A 20,091-nucleotide genomic window follows, 5' to 3' on the forward strand; every position below is an offset into this window, starting at 1 on the left:
GCGCACTCACCCGCCCCAACCTCGGGATGGGTTCCTCACCTCGTTGCGGAAAGTTCGCCAGCACGAAGCGAGAAAGCCATCCCGAGACGGAAGAAGTGGGGGTCGGGTCAAGGGCAACCGGTGGGGTCAACCGTCATCCAAGCAACCGTCATCGAGGCAGCAACGCAGCGGTCAGCGACTCAGCGGTCAGCGGGTCAGCGGGTCAGCGGTCAGCGGGTCAGCGGGTCAGCGGTCAGCGGGTCAGCGGGTCAGCGGTCAGCGGGTCAGCGGTCAGCGGGTCAGCGGGTCAGCGGTCAGCGGGTCAGCAACTCAGCGGGTCAGGATGAGGGCGTCGCCCTGGCCGCCTCCGCCGCAGAGGGCGACCGCGGCCGTTCCGCCGCCTCGGCGGTTGAGTTCGTGCACGGCGTGGACGACGACGCGAGCTCCGGATGCGCCGATCGGGTGGCCGAGGGCGATCGCGCCGCCGTGCGGATTCACGACCTCGTCGGGGACGCCGAGCTCGGTCTGCGACTGCACGACGACGGCCGCGAAGGCCTCGTTGATCTCGACATGGTCAAGCGAGGAGACTTCGATGCCCTGCTTCTCGCAGGCCCGCGCGATAGCGCGGGACGGCTGCGACTGCAGCGATGCGTCTGGTCCGGCGACCTGGCCAGCTGCGCCGACGACCGCGAGCACGTCGTAGCCGTGCGCGTCGGCGAACGCGCGAGTCGTGAGGACAACCGCGGACGCACCGTCGGAGATGGGCGAGGCGTTGCCTGCCGTGATCGTCCCGTCCGCGGTGAAGGCGGCGCGCAACCCGGCAAGCGATTCGGCGGTCGTGGAGGGGCGGATGCCCTCGTCGCGGGTCACCCGAACCGGGTCGCCCCGACGGGCGGGCACGTCGATGGCCACGATCTCGGCGTCGAACAGCCCAGCCTCCACGGCCGCGGCGGCGCGCTGGTGGGAGCGCGCGGCGACCGCGTCCTGCGCCTCGCGCGTGATGCCGAGGCTCGTGTTGTGCTGCTCGGTGAGGAGGCCCATGCTCTGCCCGGATGCCGCATCCGTCAGCCCGTCGTGCGCCATATGATCGAGCGCCTCGACCGAGCCGTACGCCCAGCCCTTGCGTGAACCGGTGAGCAGGTGCGGCGCCTGGCTCATCGACTCCATGCCGGCCGCGACGACGAGCTGCGCGTCGCCGGTCTTCAGCAGGCGGGCAGCGTCGATGACAGCGGTGAGCCCCGAGAGGCAGACTTTGTTGATGGAGGCGACGTGCGCGGACGCCGGGATGCCCGCGGCGAGCGCCGCCTGGCGTCCGGCGTTCTGCCCGACCCCGGCGGAGAGCACGTGCCCGACCAGGACGGCGTCGACCAGCGACGCGTCGATGCTGCCCTGTGCGAGCGCGCCGCTGATCGCGGCGGCGCCGAGCTGCGGGGCGGTCAGCGTCGAGAGCTGCCCGTTGAGCTTGCCCTGCGGGGTCCGGGCGGCGGCGACGATGACGACGTCGTTCGCGGCCGGAGCTGGGCTCGCGCCGAAGTCTGTGCCGCTCATGCGCTCACGCGTCCTCTCGTTCGTGCCCGCGACGCCGCTCGGGCACGCGGGACCGGCACGGCGTCGACGGCCGCACCGATGACGTTGCTGATGTCGCCGATGCGTTCGACACGCAGCTCGACGACGTCGCCCTCCGCGAGCGGTGGCGGCGTGAGCGAGCCCGCGCGGCCCCACAGCTCGGCGAGGCATCCGCCGTTGCCAGCGGTGCCGGAGCCGAGCACGTCACCCGGCACGACCCGCGAGTTCCGGGACGCGTAGACCAGGAGCTGCGGGAACGACCAGCCCATGTTCGAGAGCAGGTCGCTGCCGATGAGCTCGCCGTTGACGAGCGCCTGCAGCTCGAGCTCGAGGAAGCCGTCGGCGTCGTGCGCGTCGGCGAGCTCGTCGGCCGTGACGATCCACGGCCCGAGCGTCGCGGCAAAGTCCTTGCCCTTGCAGGGTCCGAGGCGCACCTTCATCTCGCGCGACTGGATGTCACGCGCCGACCAGTCGTTGAAGACGCTGTAGCCGAAGATGTGGTCGGCCGCGGCCGCCTCGTCGAGGTTCGACCCCTCGCTGCCGTCCACCGCGCCGACGATCACGGCGACCTCGAGCTCGAAGTCGAGCCGCTCGGTCACGGGCGGGCGGATGCTCGCCCCGCTGCCCACAAGCGAGTGCGGGTTGGTGAAGTAGAAGGTGGGCGCGTCGTACCACTCGGCGACGACCCCCGAGTCGCCGTCGATCGACTTCACGACGCCCTCGACGTGCTCCTCGAACGCGACGAAGTCGCGCACGCTCGGCGCCTCGATGGGGGCGAGCAGCTCGACGTCGGCGAGCGACGGGGCGAGACCGAGGGAACCGTCCGCCCAGGCGCCCTCGATGAGCGAGGCCGCGATCGCGTTGGCGCGGTCGAGGCCGAGCCTCGTCGCGCCGAGCACGGTCAACCCGTCGGCGAACGCGAGCAACCGGTCGCCGCCCTCGTGCGCGACGACGACCCCGTCGTGCGTTCGGCCGTCGTGCATCCACCTGGCGTATCTCACCGTGCCGCCTCCACGGTGTTCCAGACGCGGGGTAGCCGCGCGGCGTTGCCGAACAGGATCTGCGCCTCGTCCTCGGCGCCGAGTTCCGCGTCGTGGACACGCTCGACGGGGTTCTCGACGCCCATGTCGAAGGGGTAGTCGGAGCCGAGGAGCACCCGGTCGGCGCCGACGGCGGCGACGAGGTTCCGCAGCGCGTCGGGCGTGTGCACGAGCGAGTCGAAGCTCAGCTGCCGCAGGTACGTGGACGGCGCGCGCAGGCAGGTGCGCGCCTCGGGCCGCACCTCCCAGGCGTGGTCGGAGCGGCCGATGAACGTCGGCAGGTAGCCGCCGCCGTGCGCCGCGATGAGCACGAGGTTCGGGAAGCGGTCGAGCACGCCACCGAAGATGAGGTGGGAGATCGCGGCCGCGTTCTCGGCGGGCTGGCCGACCGTGTTGGAGAGGTAGAAGCGGTCGAGGCGCTCGTCGAGGCTGCAGCCGAACGGGTGCAGGAACACGATCGCCTCGAGCTCCTCGGCACGGCGCCAGAAGTCGTCGAGGCGCTCGTCGCTGAGCTCCACGTCACCCGCGAACGACGACAGCTCGACCCCGGCGAGCCCGTTGGTCAGCACGGCGTCGTCGAGCAGCTCGACGAGACGGTGCGGATGCTGCAACGGCACGAGCCCGAGCCCGCGCAGCCGTTCGGGCGCACCGGCTACGTGCTCGGCGATGGCCGCGTTGGCCTCCTTCGCCGCCCAGACGGCGAGCTCCTCGCCCGCCCACGGGTAGTAGTGGCTGGGCGAGGGCGAGACGAGCTGCACATCCACGCCCTGCGCATCCATCACCGCGAGGCGCTCTTCGAGGGAGATGAGCTTCGGGAAGCGCGACTTGATCATGGCACCGGATGCGGCGAGGCTCGCCGGCCCGTTGCGCTTGGCCTCGAGCTCGCCGGCGGCGGCGAAGCCCTCGGGGTCGCGGCCCTGCACGGCGCCCTGGAGGGCGGGGAGGAGGAGGTGCGCGTGGACGTCGACGACCTGGCCTGAAGCGCTGGAAGCGTCGGTCGCGTTCACGGCTGCGTCGCTCCCGCCGCTCATGCGGGCACCGCCACGAGCTGCGCAACGCCGCCCATGAGGGCTGGCACGTTGCCGTCACGCTTGCCCTCGAGCTGCCACTGGCCGAGCGTCGTGGACGCCTCGACGACGTGCGATGCGCGGGGGATGCGGCGGGCATGGAAGTCGTCCCAGAACTGCTGGTCGAGCTGGTCGCTCTCGAGGAGCATCGTGGCGAGCACGAGCCCGTCCTCGGCGGCCTGAGCCGCGCCCTGCGCGATGGTCGGAGGGCAGCTGTGGGCGGCGTCGCCGATGATGACGACCCGGCCGCGGTTCCATGCATCCGGAACGACGTGGGAGGTGAAGAGCGTGTAGTGCACGCGGGCCGACTCGGTGAGCGAGTCGCGGATCTCCTGCCACGGCCCGCCGTAGCTGCCGGCGAGGTCGCGCATGATCTCGACGCTCTCGGCTGGCGTGAGGCCGGTGCGGTCCTGCGCCTTCTCGACGAGGTAGGCGTAGATGCTGTTCTCGCCCGTCGGGCAGTAGCCGGCGATGAAGCAGCGGCCGCCGTAGTAGAGGTCGGTGTGGGTGACCTCGGCGGGGCGCTCCACGAAGGCGCGCCAGATGCCCATGCCCGTGCGCTCGGGCTTGGTCTCGATGCCGATGAGCGATCGGGTCGGCGAGTTGAGGCCGTCTGCGCCGATGACGAGGTCGACGCGCGAGGTGTCGCCCGCATCCGTCGTCAGGGTCACACCATCGGCGTCCTGCTCGAGGCCCGTGACGGTCGTGCCGTAGTGGATGCGCGCGCCGACTTCGAGGGCGCGCTCGGCCAGGATCTTGGCCAGGTCGGGACGGTACATGCCGGCCGTCGCCGGGTACTCGGGGCCGCCCGTGCGGGTCTCGGTGAGGCTCGCGATGACCGTGCCCGCCGGGTCGGGGGCGCGCATGCTGACCTCGTCGAACGAGTACGACTGCTCCTGGATGCGCTCCCAGATGCCGACCTGGTCGAAGACGCGCAGCGCGTTGCCCTGCAGGGTGATGCCGGAGCCGAGGGCCGTGACCTCGGACTTCGCCTCGTAGACGTCGACCTCGACGCCGCCGTCGGCCAGGATGATCGCTGAGACCATGCCCGCGACTCCGCCTCCGACGATGGCGACCTTGGTAACTGCACTCATGATGGTCCTGCTTTCTGCGTCTGCGTTGACGATGAAGATGTGCGTGCCGTGCGGCGGGGGCTGCTCAGCGGATGGCGATGGGGTTGACGGGAGACCCGACGGCGCCGGTGATGGGCAGCGGCGGGGCGACGAGGAGGAAGTCGTAGGTGCTGTCGGCGGCGCACGCATCGGCCAGGGATTCAAGGTCCCACATCTCGCCGATGGTCAGGCCCATGTTGGGGATGACAACCTGGTGGAGCGGTTGGAAGGCGTCGTCGAACTCGTTGGGGCGCACTTCGAAGCCCCACGTGTCGGTGGCGATCGCGGCGATCTCGCTGCGGTGCAGCCAGCCGGCCGTCGTGAAGGAGAGCCCGGCGCTTGGGCCGCCCGCGTAGCCGTTCCACCCGTCGCGCTGGGCGCGGGCGTAGCGGCCGGTGCGCACGAGCACGATGTCGCCACGGCCGACGGCGGCGGTCGCGCCCTGCGCGCGGATGCACGACTCGAGGTCGGCGGTCGTGATCGCGTAGCCGTCCTCGAGCTCCCCGTCTTCGCGGAGGTGCCTGCCGAGATCCAGCAGCACGCCGCGGCTCACGATCTCGGCCGCGGTGTGCTCGATGCCGGTGACGAGGTCGCCGTCACTCGTCACGACCTCACCGGAACGGCGACCGTTCCAGGCGTAGCCGTGGTCGAAGATGTGGCCGAGGCCGTCCCACTGCGTGGAGCACTGCAGGGGCATGGCGATGACATCGTCAGCCCCGCCGAGGCCGTGCGGGAACCCCTGGTTCGCGAGCTGCGCATCCGTGCCCGTGTCGAGCATCGTGTGCACGGGGTTCGTGCGCCGACGCCACCCCATCTGGGGGCCGTTCATGTCGAAGGGCTGGGAGAGCGAGAAGCTGCGGCCCGTGCGCACGAGTTTTGCGGCGGCTGCGCGCTTGGCGTCGTCGATGAAGTTGAGCGTGCCGATGCGGTCGTCGTCGCCCCAGCGTCCCCAGTTGCGGTAGGCCTGCGCGGCGCGAGCGACCTCGGTGGTCGGGTCGGCGCGGTCGAGCTCGGCCGGGTTGTCGGTGGGGGTCCCCGTGACCGTGGGGGCGCCCCCGGCAACGGTCGTCTCGGTGACGGAGGTCATGACGACACCGCTTCCGCCCGCACCCGCGTCGTCTGCGTGCCGAGGCCCTCGATGACGCTCACCATGACGTCGCCGTCACGGAGGAGGCGGCCGTGCACGATGCCGTTGCCAGCTGGGCTGCCCGTGAGCAGCAGGTCGCCGGGGAGGAGCGGCATGTTCTCGGACGCGGCCGAGATGAGGGCCGGGATGTCGAAGAGGAGGTCGTCGGTGACGGCGTCCTGCATCGTGTCGCCGTTGAGCGTGAGCTTGAGCGTGAGCGAGTGCGGGTCGGTCACGAACTGCGCCGGCACGAGAAACGGGCCGGTGGGGAGGAAGCCCGGCGCGTTCTTGCCGCGGTACCAGTCGGTGCCGATCTCCTTCATGTCCTTGCGGAAGATGAGGTCGCGCGTCGAGATGTCGTTGACGATCGTGTAGCCAGCCACGTGATCGAAGGCGTCTTCGCGGGAGACGCGGTGGGCGCGCTTGCCGATGACCACCGCGAGCTCCAGCTCCCAGTCGTGCTGGTCGCTGTAGCCGGGCAGCTCGAGCTCGGCGTCGACGCCTGCGACGGCCGTCGGCAGGCCGATGAAGAAGTACGGCTCGCCGTCCCTGGCGCGCGCATCCATCATCTCGGCAGCCCACTCGCGCAGCTCCTCGATGGGGCGCGGATCGTTCTTGGCCCGGCCCGCGGCGACGAGGTCGATGACGTGCGTGCGGTAGTTGGCGCCCGTCTGCAGCACCTGGCGGGGCTCGACGGGGGCTTCCAGCGTGACGTCGTCGAGGGGCAGCCAGGCGCTGTCGTCGCTGGCGCTGGTCTGCGCGAGCTCGGCGACGCGGTCCCACGAGGCGGGCGCCCCGGCGAGGAAGTCGTTGAGGGAGTCGGCGCCGAGCTCTTCGCTGCTGAGCGGGCGGATGCGGCCGGCCGCGACGAGTCCGAGCTGCGGCTTCCCCTCCCCCACGCTGAAGCGGGCAAGAGCGAAGTCGGCAGTCAGGCCTTCGGACGACGATGTCACGGGTGGTCTCCAATTCACGACGCTTCGGTGCGTTCGTGACATAAGTCAACCGTGTGCCGCCGCATCAGCCAAGCCGGGATGCGTTATCCCGGGCATCAGGGTTGGTGATGGAGCGGTGGACGCTTCTCAACAGATTTCCCGATCGCGCCACTTCAGAATTACTTCTGAAGTACGCTTTTGTCATGCACTCCGCGACACCCACAAGCAGGACGTTCAACTCGTCCGACCTCAGCCGCAACGCACCGAAGGTCTTTGCGGCAGCTGAAGACCACCCCGTCGACGTCACCCGACGCGACGGTGAAGATCTTGTGCTGATGTCGAAGAGCGAGTCTCAGGCCCGCGATCAGCTCTTGGAGATCGCGGCGCAGCTCATCGCCGTAGCGACCGACGACCGCGGCTCGCTCGAGCACCGAATGTCGCAGATGTTTCCATGGATGCTGGCCCTCAGCCCAGATAGCCAACGCAAGTGCGCGCACGACCTGCTCGACGCGTCGCGTGCATCCTTCTCTACCGGCCAGGCTCATCTTGCGATTGCCGAGTTCACGGCGTGGAAGGAAACGGCATCGGCGCTCGCGGCGGGACTGACCCCAGTTCAAGCCGACTGGCTCGAAGCCGACATCACCGTGGAACGCCCCTAGAAGGTGACGAAAGACACACCAGTCCCCCGCCCGACGAAGAAAGGCGAGTACCGCATCCGATTCGCGACGAACTCGGCCAGGAAAGGCTGGATGGATCTGGCCGCCACGATCCGAAACCCGCTCGCCGATGCCGGGACTTCCTTACCACGACGCCCCAGGAGGCCACCCCGAACAACTACAGGCTTCGCGGCGAACTCGGCAGCCTTCATCGCAACGGTCGCGTCTACGCACGCTGGCAGCACAAGCCAACGCTGCGCGGCGATGCCCGCATCTGGTTCTACGTCGAGGATGACGTCGTCTACCTGGAACACGTTCACACACATCACCCCCACGAGACGAAGTAGGTGCGCCAAGGGGGGCGTGGGTTTGAACTCAGCTGATCGCCCTCGCGATCGGCAGCCCGCCGCCGTGCGAGGTGAGGCCGCCGTCGACGGCGAGCTCCGCGCCCGTCACGAACGAGGTCGCGGGTGAGAGCAGGCTCGCGACGACCTCGGCAACCTCGGCCGGTGATCCCGTGCGGCCAAGTGGTGTCAGCTCGACGTTGATGTCGCGGAACGCCGCCGAGGCGCTCGCCGTCATGGGCGTCTCGATGTATCCGGGATGGACGATGTTCACGCGAATCCCCCGCGGCCCGAGCTCCATCGCGGCGGTCTTCGTGATGCCGCGCAGCGCCCACTTGCTGGCCGCGTACGCCACCGCGTAGTGCGCGGTCACGGCGGCAGCCGAGCCGACGTTGACGATGGATGCGCCGCCCGCCATAAGCGGGGACAGCGCCTGGATGCCCAGGGCGGGGCCGGTCGCGTTGACCGCGAAGGCCAGCTCGAAGTCCTCGGCGGTGACGTTCGCGAGCCTCGCTCGGCGGGTGATGCCCGCGGCGTTCACGAGGCCCGCGAGCGCCCCGGAGGCAACGGTCTCAGCAGCGGCGAGCTCGGCGACACACGCCCAGCCCTCCGGGTCGCGCACGTCGAGAACAATCCGCTGCACGCCCAGTAGCTCGGGGGCATCCGCTGGCCAAGCGAGGTCGGCCGCGATGACCGGGATGCCGTCGGCGACGAGCCGCTCGACGATCGCCGCCCCGATGCCGGACGCGGATCCCGTGACAACCACAGGGGCGGACGCACTGCTGGTTTTGTCTGGCACGGGGCTCCTCTCGGCGCGCGGCTCTGCGCATCCACTTCAACCCAAGCAGGGCGCGCGGCAGGGAGACACGGGCAATTGCTGATCCGGCGCATTCACTCTCTGGATGCAGCGACGCCCGAGAACACGGTTTCGGGGTGGAGAGATGACTTCGTGTTGGGAAACTTCCCAGCACGAAGCGAAAAACCCATCCCGAGACGGAGGCGGGAGCCGCCCAGGAAGGCAGGCCGCGCCTATCGGGTGCTTCGGGATGGGTTCCGCGCTTCGGGATGGGTTACAAGCCATCCGGAAGCGAGAAACCCATCCCGAAACTCGCGCGCCGCGGCTACACGCGCTCGAAGACGGCGGCGAGGGCTTGGCCGCCGCCGATGCACATGGTCTCGAGGGCGAGGCTCGCGTCGAGGGCGGGCAGTTCGTTGGCGAGGGTCGCGAGCATCCGGATGCCGGTGGCGCCGATGGGGTGGCCGATCGAGATGCCGGAGCCGCGCGGGTTGAGGCGCGGGTCTTCGGCGTCGATGCCCCAGTCGGCGAGGCACGCGAGCACCTGCACGGCGAAGGCCTCGTTGAGCTCGATCACGTCGAGATCGCCCAGGCCGATTCCTGCACGCGAGAGCGCGAGGTTCGTCGCCGGCACGGGCGCGACGCCGAACAGCCGCGGGTCGTTGCCGGCCACCGCCCACGAGACCAGCCGGACCGAAGGGGTCAGCCCCAGCTCAGCGGCCCGCTCTGGCGTCGTCACGATGCACGCGGCGGCCGCGTCGTTCTGCCCGCTCGAGTTCCCGGCGGTCACGGTGGATGCGGGGTCCTTCTTCCCGAGGATCGGCCGCAGGCGGGCGAGGGCCTCGAGCGACGAGTCGGCGCGCGGATGCTCGTCCCGATCGACGAGCACGTCGCCCTTGCGTCCGGGCACGGTGATGGGCACAAGCTCGGCGTCGAACGCGCCGGACTCCTGCGCCGCGACGGCGCGCTGGTGCGACTGCAAGGCGAAACGGTCCTGCGCTTCGCGCGAGATGCCGTACTCGGAACGGAGCAGCTCGGCGCTGCCGACGTTCCCGTCTGGGCTCGGGTAGTTGACGCCGCCCACCGTCTCGCGGCCGCGGGCGAGCGCGTCGTGCAGCATGAGGCCGGCGGGCGGGGTGCCGCGGCGTCCCTGCTCCGTATAGAGAGGAGCGTTCGACATCGACTCCGCGCCGAGGGCGACGACCACGTCGGCGACGCCGGTCTGCACCTCCATGGCCGCGTTCATGACGGCCTGCAGGCCCGAACCGCAGCGGCGGTCGAGCTGGTACCCGTTCGTGGTGATGGGGAAGCCCGCATCCAGCGCCGCCACGCGCCCGAAGGCCGGCGATTCCATGGAGGGGTAACCCTGCGCGGCGATGACCGAGTCGACGGCGTTCACGTCGAGGCCGCTGCGAGAGACGAGCGCCTCGAGCACGGCGACTCCGAGGGCACGAGCAGAGAGGGGTGCGAGCGACCCGCCGAGGCGGCCGACCGGCGTGCGCAGGGGCGAGCAGATGACGACCTCGCGCAGCTCGGTCACGCGGAGACCTCCTGCAGCGAGTCGGCGACCGTGAACGCGGCTCCGGTCGCATCCCGAACCTCGTCGACCGTGACGCCGGGCGCGAGCTCGACGAGCACGAGCCCCGAGTCCGTCACGTCGAGGACGGCGAGGTCGGTGATGATGCGGTCGATGCAGCCCTTGCCCGTGAGGGGCAGCGTGCACTGCTCGACGATCTTCGGCGAGCCGTCCTTCGCGACGTGCTCCATGACGACGAGCACGTGCTCGGCGCCGTTGACGAGGTCCATCGCCCCGCCCATGCCCTTCACCATCTTGCCCGGCACGGCCCAGTTGGCGATGTCGCCCTGCGCCGAGACCTGCATGGCGCCGAGGACGGCGTTGGTGACGCGGCCGCCTCGGATCATGCCGAAGCTCGCCGCCGAGTCGAAGAACGAGGCGCCTGGCAGCACCGTGACAGTCTCCTTGCCCGCGTTGATGAGCTTCGGGTCGGCCTCACCCTCCCACGGGTAGGGGCCGACGCCGAGGATGCCGTTCTCCGAGTGCAGCACCACCTCGATGCCGTCGTCGATGTAGTTCGGGATGAGCGTCGGCAGCCCGATGCCGAGGTTCACGTACGAGCCGTCCTTGAGCTCCTTGGCGGCGCGGGCGGCCATCTCGTTCCTGGTCAGCGGCATCAGGCGTGTCCCCTCGAGTCGGTGGATGAAGTGGGTGCGCCAGCGGCTTCGCGCGGCCGGACGGTGGTCTTCTCGATGGGCAGCTCGCCCGCCTGCTCCGCGCTCAGCACGACGACCCGGTCGACGTAGATGCCGGGCAGGTGGATCTCATCCGGGTCGAGCTCGCCCGGCTCGACGAGTCGGTCGACCTCGGCGATCGTGATGCGTCCGGCCATGCCCGCGAGGGGGTTGAAGTTGCGGGTCGACTTCTCGAAGATCAGGTTGCCGTGGCGGTCGCCGACGGCGGCGCGCACGAGGCCGAAGTCGGTGCTGATGGCGGTCTCGAGCACGTATTCCTTGGCGGCTCCGAAGACGTCGAAGGGGCGCTGCTCCTTGGGTTCGCTGACGAGGCCGACGGTGCCGTCGGTGTTGTAGCGGATGGGCATCCCGCCTTCCGAGACCATGGTGCCGGCGCCGGTCGCCGTGTAGAAGGCGGGGACGCCGACGCCGCCCGCGCGCAGCCGCTCGGCGAGCGTGCCCTGCGGGGTGAGCTCGACCTCGATCTCGCCGGACAGGTACTGGCGCGCGAACTCCTTGTTCTCGCCGATGTAGCTGGCGATGACGCGGCGGATGCGCCCCTCGGAGAGCAGCTCACCTAGGCCCCAGCCGTCGACCCCGCAGTTGTTGGAGACGACTTCGAGGCCGTCGACGCCGAGCGCCTGGATGGCCCGGATGAGGGTGATCGGCACACCGGAGAGGCCGAAGCCTCCGACCGCGAGCGACGATCCCGCCGGGATGTCGGCGACGGCCTCAGCCGCCGAGGCGTAGGTCTTATCCACGTTCTGCTCCTTCGTTGGGGCTGGATGCTTGAGTGTCTGCGGTACCCGCGGCGTCGAGGCCCGCGAAGACCTCCTTGGCGATGCCGAGCGCTCCGTTGGCGGGCGGCAGCCCGGCGTAGAGGGCCGTGTGCAGGATGACTTCGGCGATCTCGGCGCGCGACAGGCCGTTGGTGAGCGCGGCGCGCACGTGCATGCGGATCTCGGCCTCATGCGACCCGGTGACGAGGCTCGCGAGCGTCGCGATGGACCGCTCGCGGCGGGACAGCTCGTCTCGCGCCCAGATCTCGCCCCACGCGTAGCGGGTGATGAAGTCCTGGAACGGCGCCGTCTCTGCGGTCGTGCCGGCGACGGCCCGGTCGACGTGCGCGTCGCCGAGCACCTCGCGGCGCACGCGCATCCCCTGCTCATGCGCTGCGGCCTGCGTCGACTGGCCCTGCGACGCGGATGCGCGCAGGTGCGTCGTGAGGAGGCGGGCAGCGGCGTCAGGGTCTTCGAGCGCGGCCAGGTGGGCGGTGCCCGCGATCGTGGAGTGGTAGCCGTTCGGGATGCGCTCGGTGAGCGCCTGCATCGCCTCGGGTGTCGTGACGGCGTCGTGTTCGCCGCTCACGACGAGGGTCGGGGCGCGCAGGGAGCCGAGCGACGCGGTGCGGTCGAAGGCGGCGAGCGCCTCGTTGCAGCGCGCGTACGACTCATCGTCGATGTCGATGAGCGTCGAGAGCGATCGAGCGGCGGCCGAGAGGGGGTGCTGCTCGAGGAAGCCCGGCGCGAACCAGCGCTCGGCGCTGCCCGTGACGAGCGACGCGGTTCCGGATGCGCGCACCGCGGCGGCGCGCTGCTCCCAGCCCTCGGAGGTGCCGATCTTCGAGTCGGTGCAGAAGAGGGCGAGGCTCTTCACGCGCTCGGGATGTGCGAGGGCCAGCTCGAGCGCGACGGCCCCGCCCAGCGAGAGCCCGGCGAGGTGGAACGCACCGCCCCCGGCTTCCTCGACGACGTCGAGCACCGCATCCGCCAGCTCGGCGATCGTGAACGGCTCGGCCGTGGCGGGACTGGAGCCGTGGCCGGGGAGGTCGAGGCGCAGGATGCGCAGCGTGCTGCCCGGCGTCGAGGCGCGGAGGGCCGCGACGGTGCCGTCCCAGAGCGCCATGGTCGTGCCGAGGGATGGGAGCATGACCAGCAGCTCGTTCTGCGACGCGGGCTGGGTGCCGGGGGCGAAGGCACCCCTGAGGCGTGGGATCGTCATGCCGTCTCCTCGCTGTTCGTGTCGTCGTCGGTGTCACCGTCGTGGTCGTTGGCCGATTCCCGGTACAGGAACCGGCTGATGGCGGCATTCACGACCCGGTTGGCTGCCTGCAGCGTGACCTGGTCGGCGCCCGCGACGGCGGAGTCGGCGAGGTGGTGGCGTGCCGTCTCCCGCTCGACCGTGACGCGGTCGAGGGACGCGGCAAGCCGCCTGGCGGAGACGCTGGCGAGCTCGAGGAGGCGGCGCAGCGCATCCCATTCAGCGTGCCATTCGCCGGCCGGCCGCTCGTCCTGTGAGACCGCAGCGGACGCGACCGTCGCCAGCAGGCCAGGTGCCTGCAGCGCGTTCGAGACGACGACGATGGGGGCGACGGGGTTCTGCTTGTGCGGCATCGCGGACGACGTGCCGCCGCCGCCGAGCGAGAGCTCGCCGACGCGCTCGCCGGAGGCGGTGACGAGGTCGCGGCCGATGCGGCCGAGCGCTGTGCACACGGCCGTGGCGGCGCTGGCGACGGCGAGCACGGGGGTGCGCTCGGCGTGCCAGGAGCGGCGAGGGTCGTCGAGGCCGAGGCCGGCGGCGAGGTGCGCTCGCAGGATGCTGGTGGTCTGCGCGCCGGATCCGAGCCGGTCTGCCGCCTCGCCGGTTCCGACCGCTCCCCCGAACTGCACGGGGAAGGCGAGGCCGTCGATGGCGGCGATGGCGGAGGTGACGCCGTCGAGCCAGCCCGCGAACTGCACGCCGATCGTGCTCGCGGCGGCCTGCCGACCGAGGGTGTAGGCGACGCGGGGCGAGCGGCGTTCGGCGTCGGCGAGGCCTTGGAGGCGGGTGCCCGCGGCGACCAGGTCGGCGCGGACAGCCGTGAGCGCGTCTCGCGCGTGCAGCATGCTGGCGGAGTCGACGATGTCCTGGCTCGTCGCGCCGGCGTGCAGGCGCCGGGCCTCGACACCGGCGGAGGCGAGGGATGCGCGCAGCTGGCGCACGAGCTCGGGCACGATGACGCCGTCGGCTTCGATGCCGTCGCGCAGCGCAGCGGCGTCGAGGTCGACGGCTTCGACGGCGCCCGCCGCCGCACTGGCGTCGCGGGACTCGAGGGACGCCCAGGCGCGCAGCAGCTCGGCTTCGACGACGAGTGTGCCCCGCATGAGGCCGCCGAACTCGTCGGATGCCGCCCCGCCGGCGCCTGGTCCAGGGGCACCTACCTGGCGGGAGCCTGCCTCGCCCGCGCTCACAGTTCCTGCCCGAAGTCGAAGAACACGGTCTCGCCGTCGCCTTGGAGGCGGATGTCGAAGCGGTAGCTGCCTGGCGCATCCGGGGTCGCGATGAGGGTCGCGCGGCGCTCGGGGGTGAGGCCCGCGAGCACGGCGTCTCCCTCGTTCTCGGTCGACTGGTCCGCGAAGTAGGCGCGGGTGAAGAGGTGGTGGAGGAGGCCGCGCGCGAAGATCGTGACGAGCAGGTAGGGCGCTGCGCCCGCATGCCGTCGTCCTGGCTTGATGGTCGTGAACGAGTAGTGGCCGTCGCGGTCGGCGGGGGTGCGTCCGAAGCCCGTGAACGTGTAGCCGTCGCGTTCGAGGCTGCCGCGCTGCGCGACCGGCTGGCCGTCGGCGTCGAGACCCCAGAGCTCGAGGATCGCATCCGGAACCGTCTCGCCCGCTCCGTCGGTGACGGTGCCGTGCAGGCGGATCGAGTCGGGTCGCCAGGGTGCGGCGATCTCGCCGCCGCGCTCGTAGGGCAGGGCGTAGCCGTAGAAGGGGCCGACGGTCTGCGACGGGGTCTGGCCGAGCGGCGTGGGAGTTGTTGCCTCAGGCATGGTCGTCGTCCTCCGGTTCCATCCACGTGGACTTCGAGCCGGTGAGCACGATGTCCCACTTGTAGCCGATCGCCCACTCGTGCTCGCTGACGTCGTGGTCGTAGTTCGCGACGAGCCTCGCGCGCGCGGCGGGGTCGACGATGGACTGGTAGATGGGGTCGAGCGCGAAGAGCGGGTCGCCGGGGAAGTACATCTGCGTGATGAGGCGCTGCGTGAACTGCGTGCCGAAGAGCGAGAAGTGGATGTGCGCGGGCCGCCACGCGTTGCGGTGGTTCTTCCACGGGTACGCGCCGGGCTTGATGGTGGTGAGGCGGTACTCGCCGTCGTCGCCCGTGATGATGCGGCCGACGCCCGTGAAGTTCGGGTCGAGCGGGGCGGGGTGCTGGTCGCGTTTGTGCACGTAGCGGCCGGCGGCGTTGGCCTGCCAGATCTCGACGAGCTGGCCGCGCACGGGGCGGCCGTCTCCGTCGAGGATGCGGCCGGAGACGATGATGCGCTCGCCGATGGGTTCGCCGTTGTGCTGGATGGTGAGGTCGGATTCCTCAGCCGCGACGTCCGTGTGCCCAAAGGCGGGCGAGACGAGTTCGATCTCCTCGGGGTCGGCGCGCACGAGCTGGTGCGTGGGGTGGCGCAGCGCGACGGATCGGTAGGGGGCGAAGTCGCGCAGCGGGTGGCTGCGGGCATCGTCGGCGTGCGCGGTGTGCATGTCGGCGATCTGCTGCGAGATGTGCGCCTGGCTGACGAGCGAGTCGACGGGCCCGTCGAGCGTCTCGGGTCGTTCCTGCCCGGCGATCATCGTGCATCCACGAACGGGAGGCCGGCGTACTGTTCGGCGAGGCTGACCTGGGCGGCGTGCGAGGAGGTGACGTAGCGGATCTGCCCGAGCTGCCGTTGGAAGTCGAAGGCGCTCTGCTCGGCGGAGCCGTCGGCGGGGTGCACGTGGAGCATGTCGGTCATCCACTGCGAGAAGTGCTGCACCTTCCACTGCCGGTCGAGGGCCTTGTCGCTGTACTGCTCGAGGCCGGTGTCGTCGCCGGCGTAGTGGGCTTGGAGGGCTTCGGCGAGGAGGGCGACGTCGGCGATGGCCGAGTTGAGGCCTTTCGCGCCGGTGGGTGGCACGATGTGGCCTGCGTCGCCGACGAGGTAGAGGCGACCGTAGTTGAGGGTTGAGACGACGAAGCTGCGCATGGGCAGGATCGATTTCTCGGTGATGGGGCCCTCGGTGAGGGTCCAGCCTTCGGTGCCGAGGCGCGTCTGGAGGGCGGCCCAGATGCGTTCGTCGCTCCAGTTGGCGATGTCGTCGTCGGGGCTGACCTGCAGGTAGAGGCGGGAGACGGTGGTGGAGCGCATGGAGTGCATGGCGAAGCCGTCGCGGTGGAGGGCGTAGATGAGGTCGTCGGTGGAGGGGGCGACGTCGGCGAGGATGCCGAGCCACGCGAAGTCGTAGACGCGTTCGGCGACGTCGAGGGTGCCTTCGGGGAAGGTGCGGCGGCAGACGCCGTGGTAGCCGTCGGCGCCGATGATGTAGTCGCAGTCGAGGGTGATGCGCTCGCCGTTCGGGGCCGTGTAGGCGACGGATGCGCGGTCGCCGTCGTGCGTCGATTCGATCTGGGTCGGCTGCACGTCGGTGGCTTCGAAGATGAGCTGCGAGCCGAGGCGCTCGTGTTCGGCGACGAGGTGGTGGACGAGCGCCTGCTGGCCGTAGACGGTGACGGTGCGGCCGGTGAGCTCGGCGAAGTCGATGTGGTGGCGCTCCCCCTCGTGCTGGAGGTAGATGCCGTGGTGGGTGAGGCCGTTGGCCTTGAGGTCGGCGTCGAGGCCGAACTTGGCGAGGAGGTCGACGGAGTCCTGTTCGAGTACGCCGGCGCGGATGCGGCCGAGCACGTACTCCTTGTCGCGCGCTTCGAGGATGCGGTAGTCGATGCCCGCCTGGCCCAGGATGTGCCCGAGCAGCAGGCCAGCCGGCCCAGCTCCGATGATCGCCACCTGCGTGGACTGGTGCGCACCCGGCTCGGCGGTGTGGCCGCGGCTCTCGTCGTTCGTCATCGAACGCCTCTCGTCGTTGGGAAGGATGAGACGAGTGTGCGTGGGTGGCGGACACGACAGGCCACTCTTTCCACTCAGTGGAAAGACTGGACGTTGCGACCGGCCCCGCCTGGGGTCATTGACTTCATCCGGTCACCGGATTATGGTCGGGGTGCTCCAGCCTGACCCGGCGGAGCTGGCTGCGACGAGCCTCGACGGCGAGCTGCATCGACACCACAGGAGACTCCATGACCGACTCGCAAGCACCCGCTTCAGCAGCCGAGGGCCACCACGACCGAATCGAGAAGCTCCTCTCCGCGATGAGCCGCGAGGAGAAGCTCGCGCAGCTGCAGATTCGGTACCACCCGGACCCAGAGCGCGCGAAAGAGCTCGTTCGCGGCGGCATCGGCTCCGTGTTCTGGCCAGGCAACGTCCCCCAGACGAATGAACTCCAGCGCATCGCGCGCGAGGAAACCGCACACGGCATTCCGCTGCTCATGGGCTTGGACGTGATCCACGGCATCAGGACGATCTTCCCGATCCCGCTCGCCTCCGCAGCCAGCTTCGACCCAGCGGTTGCCGAGACCGATGCGCGGGTCTCCGCAGCGGAGGCCAGGTCTGGTGGCATCAACCTGACCTTCGCTCCCATGATCGACGTCTCACGTGACCCGCGCTGGGGCCGCGTCGCCGAGGGATTCGGCGAGGACACCTATCTGACGACGGTCCTTGGCACCGCCAAGGTGCGCGGTTACCAAGGTGAGAGCCTCGCGGCACCAACATCGATCGCGGCCTGCGCGAAGCACTTCGTCGCCTACGGACAAGGCGAGGGCGGTCGCGACTACAACGCCGTCGACACGTCCTGGTACCGGTTGCGCAACGTCTACCTCGAACCGTTCCGCGCGGTCGTCGAAGCTGGCGTCGGCTCGGTGATGGCGTCCCTCAACTCGGTCTCCGGCCGCCCGATGCACGCGAACCCGGAGCTCCTGACCGGCGTCCTGAAGGAGGAGTGGGGCTTTGACGGACCTGTGGTCGGCGACGCGGACGCCGTTCTGAACCTCGTGAACCACGGGGTGGCCGAAGATGAGCACGACGCGCTCGTGCTGTCCCTGGCTTCCGGACTCGACATCGAGATGGGAGGCCATGTCGTCGCGGCCGACGGCACGACGTCGATCCTTCCGGGTGAGCTGACGGATGAGCGAATCGACGACGCGGTGCGTCGGGTCCTCCAGCTGAAGGTGCGACTCGGGCTCTTCGAGAACCCCTACCTGGATGCCGCCGCGGAGCTCGACACGCCGACGCAGCAGAGCAGGAGCGCCGCCCTGCGCGCGGCAGAGCGCTCGATAGTGCTGCTCAAGAACGAGGGCGGCATGCTCCCGGTCAAGCCCGCGCAGCGCAAGGTCCTCGTCGTGGGACCGTACGCAGACTCCACGGACCACAACGGGGCGTGGGTCATGTCGTTCGGCTTCGAGACCACCTCTACGATCAACGCCGCGCTCCGGGACCTCCTCCCCGACTCCGAGATCACGTCATGCGAAGGAGCGACCTTCTTCGGCAGCAACCCCGCCCTCCAGGATGAAGCGAAGGCTGTCGCTGCGGACAAGGACTTCATCATCGTCACCGTCGGAGAGCCGAGCGCACTCTCGGGCGAGGCGAGTTCCCGCAGCGACCTTCGTCTCCCTGGCGACCAGGAGGCGCTCATCCACGCCATCGCGGACACCGGAGTGCCGTTCGCGGTTGTCCTCGCGAACGGGCGGCCCCTCGTGACGAGTGACTGGATAGCCCGTGCTCCTGCGGTGCTGGAGGCATGGCATCTCGGGACCGAAGCCCCCGCGGCCATCGCGAACGTCCTGAGCGGTGCAGTGAACCCGGCTGGTCGCCTTCCCATGTCCTTCCCGCGCGCATCCGGTCAGATCCCCATCTACTACGACCACGAGAACACCGGGCGTCCGGCCAGCGTCGGTGGAACGCTCGATCAGGAAGAGATCGACATCGGCGTCGTCGGACCGAACAACCTCGACGACCGGTTCACGTCCAAATACCGAGACCTCGAACTCGGCCCGGAATTCGAGTTCGGGCATGGCCTGAGCTACACCGATTTCCAGCACGCGGAGCTCACCGTGGAACCCCGCTCGCTGGCACTCGACGCGCTCCGCGACGGCGAGCGGTTCACCGTGTCGGTCGCCGTCAGCAATATCGGCGACCGTCAGGGCGACGAGGTCGTGCAGCTGTACGTGCGTGACGCGGTCGCGACACTGGCGCGCCCCGTGCGCCAGCTTCGCGGTTTCTCTCGCGTCGCACTCGAGGCGGGCGCGAGCGAAATCGTGACCTTCTCGGTCGGCTGGGAGGACCTCGGCTTCTGGCACGGAACCGAACGTGACGGAGATTTCGCAGCGGAGCCCGGCACCTTCGAGCTCCATGTCGGCCCACGCCTGGACGCGACGACTGAGCTGACGGTCGAGGTCACCAGATGAATGCGATCCTCCGGCAGTACCAGGACCCGCCCACCTCGTACCGTCTCGACGACGCGGTCGCCTTCTTCCCCGGCGCCGTGTACGCCTCGGTGCCGGGGTTCCGGTCGCTGCAGCTCGACCTCTGGGTTCCCGAGTCCTCGTCCTCCGTTCCCACCGTGGTGTGGATCCACGGAGGAGCGTGGATGGTCGGCGACCGCCGCGCCCTTCCCCCCTTCCTCGAACCTGACGAGCTGTTCGCAGCTCTGACCGACGCCGGAATGGCCGTCGCGAGCATCGAATACCGTCACGCGCTCGAAGCACCGTTTCCCGCCCAGCTTCACGATGCCAAGGCGGCTGTGCGTTGGCTGCGATCCTTCGCGGGGACGCTCAACATCGACCCGGACGCGATCGCCGTCGCCGGCGAATCGGCGGGAGGACACCTCGCGAGCCTCGTAGCCCTCACCTCCGACGCGACGCACCTCGAAGGCGACGTCGGCGTCCGGATCGGCAGCAGCACGGTGAGCTGCGCGGTGAGCTGGTTCGGAGTGAGCGATATCGAGAGCATCGTGCACCCAGAAACTCCCGCGAGCATCCTCGCGCAGCTGCCGGAGCACGCGCGAAAGCCTCCGCTTGAGATCCTCTTGAACGGCGCCGCTGTCGACGTGCGACGGGATGCGAGCCCCGTCACCCACGTCTCGCAGTCGACGCCACCGTTCTTCCTCGCCCACGGCACTGCCGACACCGTCGTTCCCTTCGAGCAGAGCACTCTGCTCCGGGACGCCCTCGAGCACGCCGGGGCTCCCGTGACCCTGATGACGGTTCCAGGCGCTGGGCATGGCTTCGACGCGTGCCCCGATGGGCCTGCGATCCTCGAGGCCACGGTCTCCTACCTCGCGGAGCACCTGGGAGCCTGACCGCGCGGGGTGGAACCACTCGAGGG

General features: G+C 70.0%; 19 protein-coding genes. 3 read left to right on the top strand and 16 right to left on the bottom strand.

The window, feature by feature from the left end:
* Positions 1 to 309: 309 nt before the first annotated feature.
* The 6 genes from C5B97_RS16155 to C5B97_RS16180 all read right to left on the bottom strand — a co-directional run bounded on the left by C5B97_RS16155 (position 310) and on the right by C5B97_RS16180 (position 6,843).
* On the bottom strand, positions 310 to 1,527 hold the full coding sequence (locus C5B97_RS16155) for an acetyl-CoA C-acetyltransferase (RefSeq protein ID WP_104312999.1): 1,218 nt from the start codon (positions 1,525 to 1,527) through the stop codon (positions 310 to 312).
* A complete protein-coding gene (locus C5B97_RS16160) occupies positions 1,524 to 2,546 on the bottom strand; it encodes a fumarylacetoacetate hydrolase family protein (protein WP_258068316.1) in 1,023 nt (340 codons plus the stop codon). The genes C5B97_RS16155 and C5B97_RS16160 overlap by 4 nt, the downstream gene beginning before the upstream one ends.
* Positions 2,543 to 3,616 carry an amidohydrolase family protein gene (locus C5B97_RS16165; RefSeq protein WP_104313001.1) on the bottom strand — a complete coding sequence of 358 codons (1,074 nt, stop codon included), beginning with the start codon at positions 3,614 to 3,616 and terminating at the stop codon, positions 2,543 to 2,545. Before C5B97_RS16165 ends, C5B97_RS16160 begins: the two co-directional genes overlap by 4 nt.
* The gene (locus C5B97_RS16170; protein WP_104313002.1) at positions 3,613 to 4,746 is read right to left on the bottom strand and encodes an FAD-dependent monooxygenase; all 1,134 of its coding nucleotides are present in this window, start codon (positions 4,744 to 4,746) and stop codon (positions 3,613 to 3,615) included. The genes C5B97_RS16165 and C5B97_RS16170 overlap by 4 nt, the downstream gene beginning before the upstream one ends.
* Positions 4,747 to 4,810: 64 nt before the next feature.
* Complete coding sequence (locus C5B97_RS16175) at positions 4,811 to 5,851, bottom strand: cyclase family protein (RefSeq protein WP_104313003.1); 1,041 nt, start codon at positions 5,849 to 5,851, stop codon at positions 4,811 to 4,813.
* A complete protein-coding gene (locus tag C5B97_RS16180) occupies positions 5,848 to 6,843 on the bottom strand; it encodes a fumarylacetoacetate hydrolase family protein (protein ID WP_258068317.1) in 996 nt (331 codons plus the stop codon). Before C5B97_RS16180 ends, C5B97_RS16175 begins: the two co-directional genes overlap by 4 nt.
* Before the next feature lie 182 nt (positions 6,844 to 7,025).
* On the opposite strand from C5B97_RS16180, the gene C5B97_RS16185 reads away from it, so the two are divergent.
* Positions 7,026 to 7,481, top strand: a complete 456-nt coding sequence (locus C5B97_RS16185) for a type II toxin-antitoxin system Phd/YefM family antitoxin (RefSeq protein WP_104313005.1) — start codon at positions 7,026 to 7,028, stop codon at positions 7,479 to 7,481.
* Here the strand turns inward: C5B97_RS16185 and C5B97_RS18025 are convergent.
* From C5B97_RS18025 to C5B97_RS16235, 10 genes are all read right to left on the bottom strand, one after another.
* Entirely contained in the window at positions 7,478 to 7,792 is a 315-nt protein-coding gene (locus tag C5B97_RS18025) for a hypothetical protein (protein ID WP_181027049.1), read from the bottom strand. The two genes, C5B97_RS16185 and C5B97_RS18025, sit on opposite strands and share 4 nt — an antisense overlap.
* A 61-nt stretch (positions 7,793 to 7,853) precedes the next feature.
* A complete protein-coding gene (locus C5B97_RS16195; RefSeq protein WP_219819824.1) occupies positions 7,854 to 8,621 on the bottom strand; it encodes an SDR family NAD(P)-dependent oxidoreductase in 768 nt (255 codons plus the stop codon).
* A 322-nt stretch (positions 8,622 to 8,943) separates the two neighbouring features.
* Positions 8,944 to 10,158, bottom strand: a complete 1,215-nt coding sequence (locus tag C5B97_RS16200) for an acetyl-CoA C-acetyltransferase (RefSeq protein WP_258068318.1) — start codon at positions 10,156 to 10,158, stop codon at positions 8,944 to 8,946.
* Positions 10,155 to 10,811: a CoA transferase subunit B gene (locus C5B97_RS16205; RefSeq protein ID WP_104239807.1), complete on the bottom strand. Its 657-nt coding sequence runs from the start codon at positions 10,809 to 10,811 to the stop codon at positions 10,155 to 10,157. Before C5B97_RS16205 ends, C5B97_RS16200 begins: the two co-directional genes overlap by 4 nt.
* Entirely contained in the window at positions 10,811 to 11,629 is an 819-nt protein-coding gene (locus C5B97_RS16210; protein ID WP_104313007.1) for a CoA transferase subunit A, read from the bottom strand. The genes C5B97_RS16205 and C5B97_RS16210 overlap by 1 nt, the downstream gene beginning before the upstream one ends.
* Positions 11,622 to 12,869 (bottom strand): 4-carboxymuconolactone decarboxylase, encoded by a 1,248-nt coding sequence (gene pcaC / locus C5B97_RS18290; protein WP_104313008.1) that lies wholly within the window; start codon positions 12,867 to 12,869, stop codon positions 11,622 to 11,624. Before pcaC ends, C5B97_RS16210 begins: the two co-directional genes overlap by 8 nt.
* Complete coding sequence (locus tag C5B97_RS16220; RefSeq protein ID WP_104313009.1) at positions 12,866 to 14,098, bottom strand: lyase family protein; 1,233 nt, start codon at positions 14,096 to 14,098, stop codon at positions 12,866 to 12,868. The genes pcaC and C5B97_RS16220 overlap by 4 nt, the downstream gene beginning before the upstream one ends.
* Positions 14,095 to 14,676, bottom strand: coding sequence for a protocatechuate 3,4-dioxygenase subunit alpha (gene pcaG / locus C5B97_RS16225; protein WP_104313010.1), 582 nt, complete (start codon positions 14,674 to 14,676; stop codon positions 14,095 to 14,097). Before pcaG ends, C5B97_RS16220 begins: the two co-directional genes overlap by 4 nt.
* Positions 14,669 to 15,472 (bottom strand): protocatechuate 3,4-dioxygenase subunit beta, encoded by an 804-nt coding sequence (gene pcaH / locus C5B97_RS16230; protein ID WP_104313011.1) that lies wholly within the window; start codon positions 15,470 to 15,472, stop codon positions 14,669 to 14,671. The genes pcaG and pcaH overlap by 8 nt, the downstream gene beginning before the upstream one ends.
* A complete protein-coding gene (locus tag C5B97_RS16235) occupies positions 15,469 to 16,722 on the bottom strand; it encodes a 4-hydroxybenzoate 3-monooxygenase (protein ID WP_104313012.1) in 1,254 nt (417 codons plus the stop codon). Before C5B97_RS16235 ends, pcaH begins: the two co-directional genes overlap by 4 nt.
* Before the next feature lie 227 nt (positions 16,723 to 16,949).
* Between C5B97_RS16235 and C5B97_RS16240 the strand changes: the two genes are divergently transcribed.
* Complete coding sequence (locus tag C5B97_RS16240) at positions 16,950 to 19,172, top strand: glycoside hydrolase family 3 N-terminal domain-containing protein (protein WP_104313013.1); 2,223 nt, start codon at positions 16,950 to 16,952, stop codon at positions 19,170 to 19,172.
* Entirely contained in the window at positions 19,169 to 20,065 is an 897-nt protein-coding gene (locus tag C5B97_RS16245; RefSeq protein ID WP_104313014.1) for an alpha/beta hydrolase, read from the top strand. Before C5B97_RS16240 ends, C5B97_RS16245 begins: the two co-directional genes overlap by 4 nt.
* Positions 20,066 to 20,091: the final 26 nt, after the last annotated feature.

Origin of the sequence: Pseudoclavibacter sp. RFBB5 (genome assembly GCF_002931555.1) — a bacterium.
Lineage (GTDB): Bacteria > Actinomycetota > Actinomycetes > Actinomycetales > Microbacteriaceae > Pseudoclavibacter.